Raw genomic sequence first — 14,004 nt, 5'->3', positions numbered from 1 at the left:
GGCTGGACCCTGCAAGACACCCTGACCTTCGCCGTCGCCGCCGCCTCCCGCTCCGTCACCCAACACGGACCCCGAAGCGGTCGCACAACACCCCAAAATGTCAAAAACTGGATCCAAAAAAACCAGAACAATAAGGGCTGAGAAGTCAGAAAAATCATACTGTCCCGCGCTTCAAAAATGATGCGCGGGACATGGTTGCGTCATTCCCCGGACGGGCTAGGGGCTGGGTGAAACCTGACTTACCCTTGGCAGCAGGCTAGCCATGCAAGGCCCAAAACCGCCCCTCGGGTCGCGGCCAAACTTGCTCGGGTCCATCCTGATCCCATTACCCACCGATGGCGATGCCTTCGCGGCGGGGGTCGGCGCCGCCCTCAAGTCCATCGGGGGTGATCGCGATGGCTTGCAGGCCGGAATTCAGTTCGGTCTCGTTCACCTCGAAGCCCATCTCGGCAAGCGGGGCGGTCAGCGCCGCCGCCTTGGTGCCCGCCTCGATATCGACGGGGCCGAAGCGCGACAGGAGATGCGGCGCTGCCACCGCCTGCTGCACATCCATCCCCCAATCCAGATGCGCGATGATCGCTTTCGCGACATAGCCGATGATCCGGCTGCCACCCGGAGAGCCGATGACCAGCACCGGCTTGCCATCCTTCATCACGATGCTGGGTGCCATCGAGGATCTTGGGCGCTTGCCCGGAGCCAAGGCGTTCGCGATGGGCAGTCCCGCCTTGTCATGGGTGGTGAAGCTGAAATCGGTCAGTTCGTTGTTCAGCAGGAACCCTCGCACCATCAGGCGCGAGCCGAAGCCGTTCTCGATCGTGGTGGTCATCGACAGCGCATTGCCCTGTGCATCGACGATCGAGATATGCGTGGTCGAGGGCAGTTCCAGCGCCTGATCCGCACCCCAAAGCATGGCGTGGCTCCAGCCGGGCGACCCGGCGCTGACCTCGGGCAGGCTGTCATCGCCCGCCAACAGCTTGCCGCGCTCGGCCAGATAGGCGGGGTCGATCAGCCCCTTGGTCGGCATCGGGGTGAAATCGCTGTCGGCCATGAAGCGTTCGCGATCCGCAAAGGCCAGCCGCGAGGCATCGGCGATCAGCCGCCAGCTTTCGGGATTTTCGGCCCCCAGCGCCGCCAGATCATAGCCGCCCAGCATGCCAAGGATCTGCCCCACGGTCAGCGCCCCCGATGAGGGTGGCCCCATACCGCAGATATCATGATCGCGATAGGTGGCGCACAGGGCAGGGCGCTCGATCACGCGATATGCTGCCAGATCGGATATGGCCAGCAGACCGGGATTGACCGGGGCGTGGCGCACGGCCGTCACGATGTCCTGCGCCACCGGCCCGGCATAGAAGCCTGCCGCCCCGTCGCGCTGCAGGATGCGCAGCGTATCGGCATAGGCCGGGTTCCTCAGCGGCGCGCCCGCGGCGATGGGCTTGCCGTCGGGAAAGAAATAATCCGAGGTTGCAGGGTCGCGGCGCAGCGCGTCGCCCTCGGCGGCGACCAGACCGGCAAGGCGTGGCGAGACCGCAAAACCATCATCCGCCAGTGCAATGGCGTCTTGGAACAGGCTTGCCCAATTGGCCCGGCCCCAGCGTCGATGCGCGGCCTCAAGCAGCGCGGGAGTGCCAGGCGTCCCGACCGAGCGTCCGCCGACAACCGCCTCCATGAATTTCAGCGGCTCGCCCTTGTCGTCCTGAAACAGCGTCGGCCTTGCCGCCATCGGCGCGGTCTCACGCGCGTCGAGTGTGGTCAGCTGACCGGATTGCGCGTCATACCAGACCAGAAAGGCGCCGCCGCCAAGGCCAGAGCTTTGCGGCTCGACCAATCCCAGCACCGTCTGCACCGCGACCATGGCATCGGCAGCACTGCCGCCCGTCTCAAGCACCCGCGCCCCGGCCTGCACCGCCAAGGGGTTCGCGGCGCTGATCATCCAGTTGGCTGCCTTGACCGGCTGGCCTGCTGCCTTGGCCTGCAGCGCCGCCTGTGCGGGTTGGCCCAGATCGCCAAAGGTGGCGGGTGCCGCAGCGGTAGCGCCCTCGGGGGCGACGGCGTCGGTGGCCTGTTGCGCCCATGCGCCGGTGCCTGCACAGAGAGTCAGAGCCGCCAGCAGAAATCCTGTCCGCGTCATCCGCTTTCCTTTGCGTTGGAATGTCCCAGAGGAAGTCTGATCCCCTTGTTCCTTTGGCGCAAGGCGTGGTGACGCGAGGCTGTCGCAACGCAGACCGAATGTCCGCAGCCTTTCCGGCGTGGCATTCTGACCTTACGTCGCGCGCCAGATAAAACATTGATTCGATTGAATGCGCCCAACAGTATGCCGCTGTTTGCGACACCTGTCTGACCATCTCGATCAAATTCGGATTCCACATAGAATGCTGACTAACTTTGGTTCCGCGCCGAATGGCAAGGTGGCCTTGGCCACTTCCGCCATGGCCCTGTCGGCGGCTTTGACCGCCCCCGCATTTGCACAGGCTGCTGATGCCTCGGCTGAAAAACCCAACGTCCTGATCATCCTCTCGGATGACATGGGCTGGTCGAATGTCAGTGCCTATGGCAATGGCGTCATGGGCTACAAGACCCCGAATATCGACAAGCTTGCCGAAGCGGGCGCGATGTTCACCGAACATTACGCGCAGCCTTCCTCGACGGCGGGCAGGGCGGCGCTGATCACCGGGCAATATCCGATCCGCTCGGGCATGACCACGGTGGGCCGTCCAACGGCAAAACTGGGGCTCAAGCCGGAAACCCCGACACTGGCCGAGGTGCTGAAGGAACAGGGCTACGCCACCGGCCAGTTCGGCAAGAACCACCTTGGCGACCGGAACGAGCATCTGCCGACGCTGCATGGCTTCGACGAATTCTATGGCAAGCTGTACCACCTGAACACGTCGGAAGAACCCGAGCAGAAGGACTATCCGGCTGCGCCCTTCTTTGACAAATACGGCCCGCGCGGCGTCATCCACAGCTGGGCGACTGACGCCGACGACCCGACCGAGGACCCGCGCTTTGGCCGCATCGGCAAACAGAAGGTCGAGGATACCGGCCAGCTGAACATCGAGCGGATGAAGAATGTCGACGAAGAGTTCATGGATGTCTCGGTCGATTTCATCAAGCGCGCGCAGGACGCCGACAAACCCTATTTCGTCTGGCTGAACCCCAGCCGGATGCACATGTTCACGCATCTGGACAACAAGGACCGCTATCTGGCGCAGGAAGCCACGACCGAGGATGACCTGTACGGGTCGGGCGTGATCCAGCATGACCGTCAGATCGGCGAATATCTGGCCGAGCTGGAAAAGATGGGGGCGCTGGACAATACCATCGTCATCTATTCGACCGATAACGGCCCCGAGGAAAGCGCCCGCTATCATGGTGGCACCACGCCATTCCGGGGTGAAAAGATGACCACCTATGAAGGCGGCGTGCGCGTGCCCTTCATCGTCAGCTGGCCCGGACATATCCCGCCCGGTCAGGTCATCACCGGCATGCAGTCGCATATGGATGTGATGACCACGATCGCGGCGGCGGCGGGTATTCCCGATGTGAAGGAAAAGGTGCTGGCCGAGCAGAACCAGGTGCTGGACGGGGTCAACAACCTCGACCTGTGGCTGGGCAAGACCGACAAGTCCAACCGCAACGATTTCATTTATTACTACGAAGGTGACATCAAGGCGCTGCGGGTCGGCAACTGGAAGCTGCACTTCCAGACCTCCGAGGGCTATTACGAGCCTTGGGTGAAGCAGAAATTCCCGATGCTCTACAACCTGCATTTCGATCCCTACGAATCCCACGATGACATCACCCAGCGTTCGGACATCACGCAGCGCAAGCAATGGCTGTCCGAACCGGTGCAGGCCCTGCTGGGCGCACATCTGAAATCGCTCAAGGAACACCCGCCGGTGCAGGTCGCGCCGACGCTGGATTTTTCGGAGTTGATCAAGCAGATGACCGCCAGCACCAACTAAGCCCAGAGTGGCGTGTCCCGCCGGGGCGCGCCACCGTCACATCCGAGGTTTGACGTGAATCCCCAATATCCCGCCCTCGACCGGGCCGGTCTTTTGCAGGGCCGGACCTATCGCTTTCACGCGATGGTCAAGCCCTCGGGGGCCGAATGCAATATCGACTGCACCTATTGTTTCTACCTGCACAAATCCGGGCTGCTGCATCACCGCTCCCAGTCCCGGATGGGCGACGACCTGCTGGAAAACCACATCCGCCAATATATCGAGGCCCAGACCGGAGAGCAGGTCGTCTTCTCATGGCAGGGCGGCGAACCCACGCTGATGGGTCTGGCCTTCTTTGAAAAGGTGGTGGTGCTGCAGGCGAAATACGCCAAGCCCGGCCAGCGGATCGAAAACGACCTGCAGACCAACGGGCTGCTGCTGGATGCGCGCTGGATCGGGTTTCTCAAGGCGCATGGCTTTCACGTCGGCCTGTCGATCGACGGCCCGCGCCAGTTGCATGACCGTTTCCGCGTCACCAAGAACGGCAAGCCGACCTTCGATCTGGTGATGAATGCCGCCCGCATGTTGCGTGAGGCCGGGATTCCCTTTGCCGCGCTTTGTGTGGTGAACCGCGAAAACGCCCTTCACCCGCGCGAGGTCTATCGCTTTCTGGCCGATGAGCTGGGCACATGGCGCATCCAGTTCACCCCCGCCGTCGAGCCGCGCCAGTTCGAAACCGACGCCCCCGCGCGGGTTCAGGACCAGCCGCTTGAGGACGACCCTCGCGCCCGCCCCGGCCATCCCGATTCCATCGTTACCGACTGGTCGGTCGATCCTGTCGATTACGGCCGCTTCCTGTCCGAAGTCTGGGACGAATGGATCGCCACCGATATCGGCCGCGTCCATGTGAACCTGTTCGAAACCGCGGTGGCGCAGGCGGCGGGCCAACCGGCACAGATGTGCACCCAATCCGAATTCTGCGGCAAGGCCGTCGCGGTCGAGCATGACGGAGAGGTCTATTCCTGCGACCATTTCGTCTATCCCGAATACCGCATCGGCAATATCGCCGACACGCATCTGGGCAATCTGGCCTTTTCCCCGGCGCAGCAGGATTTCGGCCACGCCAAAAGCGCGACGCTGCCGCGGAAATGCCGGGACTGCGCCTATCTGCGGCTGTGCTGGGGTGAATGTCCCAAGAACCGGTTGATCCGCTCGGACACGGGCGAGGCCGGGCTGAACTACCTGTGCGCCGGGCTTTTCGCCTTTTACGACCATATCGGCCCGGACGTGGTGCGTATCCTGCAGCGGCTGGGGCGGATCTGAGCGCATCGACCGAACGGACCCTCATTCGGATTACATTGCCTGATCATTCATGTTTCGAATTGGACGATAGGTTTTCCATACGGCTAACAAATATGGCGCGACCTGGGGAGGGGCAGCCATGTTTGACCAGCCAGCCGAGAAACGTCTGGATTTCGACCTGTCGGATCGTCTGACCAAAACCGAGGGTTGGGTCTATATGACCGGGATGCAGGCGCTGGTGCGTCTGCCCTTGCAGCAGCGCAAGCGTGACATGGCGGCTGGACTGAAGACCGGCGGCTATATCTCAGGCTATCGCGGCTCGCCCCTTGGGCGCTACGACATGGAACTGTGGCAGGTCCATGCCGAACTCAAGGCGCATGACATCGTCTTTCAGCCCGGCCTGAATGAGGATCTGGCCGCGACCGCCGCCTGGGGTAGCCAGATGGTCGGGCTGTTTCCGGGGGCCGAGGTCGAGGGCGTCTTTTCGATCTGGTATGGCAAGACGCCGGGGATGGACCGGGCGATGGACCCGATCCGGCACGCCAACCTTGCCGGGACCAATCCCAAGGGCGGCTCGCTGCTGCTGGTCGGGGATGATCACGGGGCAAAATCGTCCTCGATCGCCTGCTACTCGGATTTCAACTTCGTCTCGGCGGGCATTCCGCTGCTGGCCCCGGCCAATGCGCAGGAGGTGCTGGATTACGGGTTGCACGGCATCGCGCTAAGCCGTTTTGCCGGTTGTCTGGCCGGGATGAAGCTGGTGACCGACGTGGTCGAGGGCGGCGGCTCGGTGCGGATTTCGGCGGATGAGCCACGGATCACGCTGCCCGAGGCGCCGCCGGGGCCGGGCATCGCGGTCTTTGCCACGGTGCTGCAACAGGAGCGGCAGCTTTACGACGCCCGGCTGGCGCGGGCGCTGGACTATATCCGTGCGAACGGGCTGAACCGCATCATCGGGGCCGACGCTGCGCGCATCGGCATCGTCGCCGCAGGCAAGGCGTGGCAGGACCTGTCGCAAGCTCTGAACGAGATGGGCTGGTCCGAAGGCCGACTGGCTGGGATGGGGCTGCGGCTGCTGAAAGTCGGTGCGGTCTGGCCGCTGGACGACCGGATCGTCCGCGACTTTGCCGAGGGGCTGGATACCGTCGTCGTGGTCGAGGAAAAGCGCCCGCTGCTGGAGGACCAGATCCGCGCCACGCTTTATGGTCAGGCGCGCGCCCCGCGCATTATCGGCAAGACCTTTTCCGGGCAGGCCTATGCCAGAGACGCGGGCGAGGTTGCGTTTCAAAACTACGGCGAAATCGACCCGAACCAGATCCGCGGCGTCTTGACCCGCGTCATTCGCGACCTGAACCCGGCCGCGCCGATTGCCGCCCCCAATGCCGCCAGCGGCACGGCCCTGCTGGAAACGCCCGGCGCGCTGCGGATGCCGTCCTTTTGCGCGGGCTGCCCGCATGGCCGTTCGACCAGGGTCCCCGATGGCAGCCGGGCGCTGGCCGGGATCGGCTGCCACACCATGGCGGTGCTGCGCGACCCGATGAAGACCAACTCGATCACCCAGATGGGCGGCGAGGGGGTGGCTTGGCTGGGCCAGTTTCATTTCACCAAGGAAAAGCATGTCTTCGCCAATATGGGCGACGGCACCTATTTCCATTCCGGCCTGCTGGCGATCCGCGCCGCCATCGCCGCCAAGGTGAACATCACCTACAAGCTGCTGCATAACGGCTTTGTCTCGATGACCGGCGGCCAGCCCGTCGACGGAGAGATCGACCCCTTGCGGATGATCGACCAGCTGCGCGCCGAGGGCGTCGCCGCCATCGCGCTGGTCGCTGATGAGCCGCAGAAATATCAGGGCACCGCTCTGCCCGCCAATGTCACCCTGCATCCGCGCACCGAAATGGATCTGGTCCAGCGCGAGATGCGCGAGCGCACCGGTGTCACCGCGATCATCTATGATCAGCCTTGCGCCACCGAACGCCGCCGCCTGCGCAAGCGCGGCAAATGGGTCGATCCCGACAAGCGCGCCTTCATCAATCCCGAGGTCTGCGAGGGCTGCGGCGATTGCTCGACCGTCTCGGGCTGCATGGCGATCGAACCGCTGGAAACCGATCTGGGGCGAAAGCGACAGATCAACCAATCCTCCTGTAACAAGGATTTTTCCTGCGTCGAGGGCTTCTGTCCCAGCTTTGTCACCGTCGCGGGCGTGAAACCCAAACGGGTCAAGGCCGCGCAGGTCAATATCGATGCCGGGGCGCTGCCGCAGCCCGTGCTGCCTGCGGTCGCGGGTTCGTGGGCGGTGCTGGTGTCGGGGATCGGCGGCGCGGGTGTGGTGACGGTCGGGCAGACTCTGGCCGTGGCCGCCCATGCCGATGGTTGGTTCAGCTCAAACCTCGACATTACCGGTCTGTCGCAGAAATACGGCGCGGTGCATTCGCATATCAAGATGGCCCGCACGCCCGAGGACATGGCCGCGACCCGCATCGCCACCGGCGAGGCTGATGCCCTGATCGGCTGCGATCTGGTGGTGGCCGCGGGCGATGAGACGTTGTCGAAGCTGAACCTTGGCCATGCGCTGGCTGTCACCGACACGACCGTGGTGCCGACTTCGGAATTCGCCAAGAACCCCGACTGGCAGTTGAACGGCGATGAGCAAATGTCGCGCCTGACCCGTCTGCTGGGTGACCGCGCGCAGGGTCTGGACGCGCAGGTTCTGGCCACGCGCCTGCTGGGCGATGCGGTCTATGCCAATATGCTGCTGGTCGGCGCAAGCTGGCAGTCGGGTGCCCTGCCATTGTCGCTTCAGGCGATGATGCGCGCGATCGAACTGAACGGCGTCAAGATCGCCGAGAACCGCCGCGCCTTCGATCTGGGCCGGTTGGCGGTGGCCGATCCGCAGGCCGTCACCGCCTTGCTGCGCGGCGCGCTGTCCCCGGTCGATCTGGGCAGCCGCCGCAAGCAGTCTCTGGACGAGGTGATCGCCCATCGCGCGGGCGAACTGACCGCCTACAAGAACGCCACCCTTGCACGCCGCTATAGCGACATGGTCGCCCGCATCCGCAAGGCCGCCGATGCGGCAGGTCTGGGCGAGGCCCCGGTCATGGCCGTCGCGCGCTGCTACTACAAGCTGCTGGCGGTAAAGGACGAATGGGAGGTCGCGCGGCTTTATTCCAAGCCGGAATTCGCGAAATCCTTGGCCGAGAGCTTTGACGGTCAGCCCGAACTGACCTTCCATTTCGGCGCATGGCCCTGTGGCGGGCGGGACGAAAAAACCGGCGCATGGGTCAAGGGCGCGGTCAGCGGGCGCAAGGCCATGCGCTTCTTTGGCCTGATGCGCCGCCTGCGCTGGCTGCGCGGCACGTTGCTGGACCCCTTTCGCAACAGCGAGGAAGCGCGCCTGGCCCGTCGCCTGCTGTCCGAATACGAGGCCGACATCGCCTTTGCACTGGCGCGTTTCGGAACGGCCGCGGGGTCCGATCTGACGGCGCTGCTGTCGCTGCCCGAACATATCCGCGGCTATGGCCATGTGCGCGAACGCCACGCGGCCGATGTCGACACCCGCCGCGCCAAGCTGCGCGCGGCCCTTACGACCACGACGGCTGCGGCCGCCTGATCCCAGGAGAATGAACATGAAACTGCGTTCCGACGCCGTCACCAAAGGTGTCCTGAATACCGGCGCGCGCGCGCTGTGGCGGGCCACCGGCACCAAGGCGAATGAATTCGGCAAGCCGATCATCGCCATCGCCAATTCCTTCACCCAATTCGTGCCGGGCCATGTCCATCTGCGCGACGTGGCCCCTCTGGTCGCCGAGGAAATCCGCGCGGCGGGCGGTGTGCCCAAGGAATTCAACACCATCGCCGTCGATGATGGGATCGCGATGGGCCATCAGGGGATGATGTATTCGCTGCCTTCGCGAGATGTGATCGCGGATTCAGTGGAATACATGGTCAATGCCCATGCCGCCGATGCGCTGATCTGCCTGTCCAATTGCGACAAGATCACCCCCGGCATGATGATGGCGGCCTTGCGGCTGAACATCCCGACGATCTTCGTGTCGGGCGGGCCGATGGAATCGGGCAAGCTGAACTACCGGGGCAAGTCCATGCGGATCGACGCCATCGACACGCTGATGGTGATGGGCGATCCCACCGTCACCGCGCTTGAGGTCGATACGGTCGAGGAGGCCGCCTGTCCGACCTGCGGTTCCTGCGCGATGATGGGCACGGCCAATTCGATGAACTGCCTGACCGAGGCCTTTGGTCTGGCTCTGCCCGGAAACGGCACGACACTGGCCACCCACAAGGACCGCGAGCGCCTGTTCCGCAATGCCGCCCGCCGCATCGTCGGCATGGCCGAGGAGTATTACCGCGACGGCAACAGCCGCGTGCTGCCCCGCGCCATCTGCTCGCGCGAGGGGTTTGAAAACGCGGCGCGGCTGTCGATGGCGATCGGCGGTTCGACCAACACCATCCTGCATCTGATGGCCGCCGCTCAGGAGGCCGGGGTGGACTGGACGGTCGAGGATTTCAACCGCGTCTCGAATTCGACGCCCTGCCTGTGCAAGGTCTCGCCCAATGCACATGAGATTTTTGTCGAGGACATGCATCGCGCCGGCGGCGTCATGGGGGTCATGGCCGAGTTGAAGCGCGCGGGCCTGCTGCATACGGACAATCCCGCCGTTTCTGCCGACACCATCGGCGAGGTCGTCGACCAATGGGACATCACCCGTCCCGGCAATGACACGGCCGAGACGCTGTTCCGCGCCGGTCCCGGCGGCGTCAGGACCATGCGCCCCTTCAGTCAAGAGATGCGCTTCGCGGAACTGGATACCGACCGCGATGCAGGCGTGATCCGCAATACCGCCAATGCCTTCAGCGAAACCGGCGGGCTCAGCGTGCTTTACGGCAATATCGCCCCCGACAGTTGCGTGGTGAAGTCGGCGGGCGTGCCTGCGAACCTGTTCGAGTTCACCGGCCCGGCGCGCATCTTTGAAAGCAAGGACGATTGCGTTCTGGCGATCAACAGCGACCAGATCAAGCCGGGCGATTGCGTGGTCATCCGCTACGAGGGTCCGCGTGGCGGGCCGGGGATGCAGGAAATGCTGACGCCCACCGGGATGATCAAGGCGCGCGGTCTGGCGGATAAGGTGGCGCTGATCACCGATGGCCGCTTCTCGGGCGCGACCTCAGGTCTGTCGATCGGGCATATCTCGCCCGAGGCGGCCTCGGGCGGAGTGATCGCGCTGATCGAGGAAGGCGACCAGATCCGCATCTCACTCAGCGACCGCCGCGTCGAACTGCTGGTGGACGAGGCCGAGATCACGCGCCGCCGCGAGGCGATGTCTGCTCGCGGCGCGCTGGCATGGCAGCCGGTCGCGCGGGTGCGCGAAGTCTCGACCGCGCTGCGCATCTATGGGCTGATGGCCAGTTCGGCCGACAAGGGCGGCTCGCGCGACACCGAACGTCTGGCCCGTCTGGAACTGGCCGCCGCGAATATGTGACGGGACATCGCCCCAAGCCGCGAAACCCCCGTGCATAGAACCATGCGCGGGGGGATGGGGGATAATTGGTCATTGAGCAATATCCCCGCCGTCGTTGTAGAAAATACTCCCGGTCGATGTACTTCCGGGAATTCAAAATTCAATCGGTACGGTACTCAAAAAATATTACGCCGACGCGTTGGGCGTGAAAAAACAGCCGAAGTAATGGCAAAAAAGTCGCGCTACGCAAAGTCGATCAAGGCGATGATCGCGGCAGCGCTGTCGTGCCGCTGCCCCCCCGAAGTTCGTCTATGGTCCGCACGAGTTTTCTTGAAGTCCAAGCGTAAAGATGGGCCAGGGCGACCCCGACAATGATCGACGAAATCAACGCCATCCATGGCTTCTCGACGCCGAATATTTTCCTCACGACGGATATCATCACGTAATGGGTAAGATAGATAAACAGTGATGCCCCGGCAATTTCCGCCACCAGTACCTTGATGGGAATTGGCACAATGAATGCCTCAACGAACAGAACGAGTGCGCAACCACCAGCCACATAAAAAGCAGCAGAAGTCGCGCCCCACTTCAACAAGACTGCCGCAACGGCCACGAACAAGGCCAGTAGCCGTTTGCTCGGGTCCTTTGCGAGCGCCAAAACGATGCCCAAAGCAAAGGCCCACGCATAGTTCCAAGGTGTTCGGTGGTAATTATAAGTACTATCCCAGAAGAACTCGATGATTTGATTGAGCGCGGCGACTGCCAGAAGCAAGACAAGCGCGCTCAACATCGGGCGGCTCTTGAACGAATACTGTACTTTCGAGAATGAAAAAAATGCCGCAGCTAACACCAGCAATTGCAGATAGAATTCAGAGAAGTAAAAAATGAAACCCTTCAGCTCACGCGGATCGAGATAATTCGAGACCAGAAGCAGCGGCAATATTTCGAACCGTTGTGTCGCCCCTTGTAGAAAAGCGACCATAAGCAGTGTGGGTATCGCCACATATTTGATCGTTCCCCAAAGGGTTTTGGTGCTACCGGTGCGGATGATTTCGGGCAGTTGAAAGCGCGCGACCGAATACCCTGCAAGCAGGATCAGGAAATAGGCGGCGCCCCAATTCGAACTGTAGACAAACGCATCGGTATGCAGCGCGACGATGCAGATCATGAAAAATGCGCGCGTCAATGTCGCGGATTCCAGCCGTCGCCAATTGGACTTCTTGGTCGTGCCCAGACCTTGCTGCAACTCGGCTGCGCTAAGTTGCGGCCAGTTGTTCGGCAATTGGCCGAAGCGTTGTTCAAAACTCAGCGAGAACTGAATGTAGTGAAGGGAGTCCCCGCCAAGGGACTCGAAGGAATCTTCAGAGCGAACCGGTTGACCGGGGAACTCATGCCGGAACAAGGAAAGAACGTCGCTGATCTCACCTGTCGGGACATGCGACCTGTCGGGGGTCAGCTGCGAGACGAACTGCTCTGCCAGAACCGAACGCTTTACCTTGCCGGTTCCCGTGACGGGCAGGGCATCCACAGCCATGACATGCAGCGCGCTGCCCGCCACAACCCCCATACTCTGCAACGCGGCAGCGGCCAGTTCCTTCACCCGTGCGGTGCCAGAGGGACCGGCCTTGACGGCGACCAGAACGCCATCGCCACGCTGGGCATCGGGGACTTTCGCCACCGCAATCTGCATGCCCGGCTCAAGTCCGGATCGGATACGCTCCTCAAGCAGGTCGGGCGAGACCTTTACGCCGCCGCAATTGATCAGATCGTCGGCGCGGCCGTCAAAGAAAAGACAGCCGTCCCGCATGTGCCCAAGGTCGTTGGTCTGCAGCCAGCCATCCGCATCCTGCAGATTGTGCAAGCCCTTGGCGTCGATGCGCCACCTGGCGACATGGGGTCCGCGGATCCGGATACGACAGTCCGCGCCAAGCTGGATCTCGGTTCGTCCCACCGGTCGGCCTACGGAGTGCAATTGGCTCTCTGACGCGGATGAGACCTGCAGGAAGGTGCTGCGCGAGGCCTCGGTCAGACCATAGTGCTGCACGATCAGCGCATTGGGGAACATCGTCCGAACGCGGAGCTTTTCATCCGCTGTCATATGCTGAGATCCGATTTCCATCCAGCGCAGGTTCTTGCCCGACTCGCCGATCAGGTCGGGAGCATCCAGAAGGATGCGAAGCAAGGTCGGCACAGCCGACAGCGCGTTGACCTGATTGGCGGCCAGCATGCGGGCAAGCTCAAGCGGGTCGAAACCGCGGGGCGGCAGGTAAGCATGTCCGCCCACGGCGCTGATTGCCCGGTAGCGCCCCATGCCAAAGCTGAATGTCGCCGGGACACCGACATATTCGCGAATCTCGGCCGTCATCTGCATTTCGGCGATGATTCGCTCAGCCGCGTCGGCCAGATTCGCGTAGGTCAGAAGAATGCCTTTGGGCTGCCCCTCGGTCCCCGACGTATAGCTGACCTGCGCTGGAAGATCGTCGTGGATCAGGGGATGCCTGGCGGTGTACCAGCCCGACTGTTCCACCGGAGCGATGCAGCGGTCAATCACGATTCCGGACAATCCGCTTGCTTCTTTTGCGTCGTTGACCATCACGAATGGCCGCCGCGCGTCATTCAGCGCAAATACATTCTCGATGAAGGCTATCGAATTCTTGCGAATGACCGCGGTTGCTTCGAGCTTCTGAAAGTCCATGATCCCTGCAAATCAGTTAATTGTTAAAAACAGCTTTGAGTCTGGAATTGCTCTTTGGTGACTGGCAGTTGGGCGCAACGGATTGGTCTCATTGCGTTCCTGACAATCGGGTCGGTATGGAAGTTCTCATCCCACTTTTATTGTTTTGCAAGTAGAGGTTTGATTCAATTTGCGCAGCATGTCGAAAATGACAGTTCCAGGTGCCGCTTGCATCTAAGGGTTGATGTTCTTTTGCATTAATATCGGTTTGCGGGTTGCGGCGCGCTTCGCGGAATTTTCCGGTTGCTCTGGCAACACTCTAGGGTGGTACGTCTTTCGGTGCCTTCACCGCGCAGTCCAGCACTGCTCAGGCAACAGGGTGGAAAGCGGCGGTGATCTTGCCCCGTAATCCCGGACCGGGTCATGTTCACTATGCGACCGTTGCGAAGGATCGTGTCGATCTTCGCCTGCTCCGCTATGCGCAATCCGATGCTCGGGTGCCATCGGTGCTGGTTACAGAAGCAGGTGACCTACGCGAAGAGTGTAGTTTGACTTTCGCGTTACGAAGGGAAACTGGCGCGACGGAGCCAACCGTCTCAAGTCCTAG

At 62.3% G+C, this 14,004-nt stretch carries 6 protein-coding genes; 4 read left to right on the top strand and 2 right to left on the bottom strand.

Annotated features, from left to right (window positions below; all coding sequences use genetic code 11):
* Positions 1–325 precede the first annotated feature (325 nt).
* Positions 326–2,131 carry a gamma-glutamyltransferase gene (gene ggt / locus IB235_RS12540; protein ID WP_192337015.1) on the bottom strand — a complete coding sequence of 602 codons (1,806 nt, stop codon included), beginning with the start codon at positions 2,129–2,131 and terminating at the stop codon, positions 326–328.
* Between the two features lie 241 nt (positions 2,132–2,372).
* On the opposite strand from ggt, the gene IB235_RS12535 reads away from it, so the two are divergent.
* From IB235_RS12535 to ilvD, 4 genes are all read left to right on the top strand, one after another.
* A complete protein-coding gene (locus IB235_RS12535; protein ID WP_225612268.1) occupies positions 2,373–3,965 on the top strand; it encodes an arylsulfatase in 1,593 nt (530 codons plus the stop codon).
* A 54-nt stretch (positions 3,966–4,019) separates the two neighbouring features.
* Positions 4,020–5,267: an anaerobic sulfatase maturase gene (locus IB235_RS12530; RefSeq protein WP_370576886.1), complete on the top strand. Its 1,248-nt coding sequence runs from the start codon at positions 4,020–4,022 to the stop codon at positions 5,265–5,267.
* A gap of 118 nt (positions 5,268–5,385) precedes the next feature.
* Positions 5,386–8,856 carry an indolepyruvate ferredoxin oxidoreductase family protein gene (locus tag IB235_RS12525; RefSeq protein ID WP_192337014.1) on the top strand — a complete coding sequence of 1,157 codons (3,471 nt, stop codon included), beginning with the start codon at positions 5,386–5,388 and terminating at the stop codon, positions 8,854–8,856.
* 16 nt (positions 8,857–8,872) lie between these two features.
* A complete protein-coding gene (gene ilvD / locus IB235_RS12520) occupies positions 8,873–10,744 on the top strand; it encodes a dihydroxy-acid dehydratase (RefSeq protein WP_192337013.1) in 1,872 nt (623 codons plus the stop codon).
* Positions 10,745–10,979: 235 nt separating this feature from the next.
* Here ilvD and IB235_RS12515 read toward each other — a convergent pair whose 3' ends face one another.
* Positions 10,980–13,418, bottom strand: a complete 2,439-nt coding sequence (locus tag IB235_RS12515; RefSeq protein ID WP_192337012.1) for an AMP-binding protein — start codon at positions 13,416–13,418, stop codon at positions 10,980–10,982.
* Positions 13,419–14,004: the final 586 nt, after the last annotated feature.

This window comes from Paracoccus sp. PAR01 (assembly GCF_014851995.1).
Classification (GTDB): Bacteria; Pseudomonadota; Alphaproteobacteria; order Rhodobacterales; family Rhodobacteraceae; genus Paracoccus; species Paracoccus litorisediminis.
The sequence above is the reverse complement of the archived record's forward strand: the minus strand, read 5'-3'. Positions and strand labels throughout refer to the sequence as shown.

Coding starts and splice junctions, on each gene's coding strand:
- ggt (WP_192337015.1), bottom strand. CDS start 2,131: ATGACGCGGACAGGATTTCTGCTGGCGGCTCTGACTCTCTGTGCAGGC.
- IB235_RS12515 (WP_192337012.1), bottom strand. CDS start 13,418: ATGGACTTTCAGAAGCTCGAAGCAACCGCGGTCATTCGCAAGAATTCG.
- IB235_RS12525 (WP_192337014.1), top strand. CDS start 5,386: ATGTTTGACCAGCCAGCCGAGAAACGTCTGGATTTCGACCTGTCGGAT.
- IB235_RS12535 (WP_225612268.1), top strand. CDS start 2,373: ATGCTGACTAACTTTGGTTCCGCGCCGAATGGCAAGGTGGCCTTGGCC.
- ilvD (WP_192337013.1), top strand. CDS start 8,873: ATGAAACTGCGTTCCGACGCCGTCACCAAAGGTGTCCTGAATACCGGC.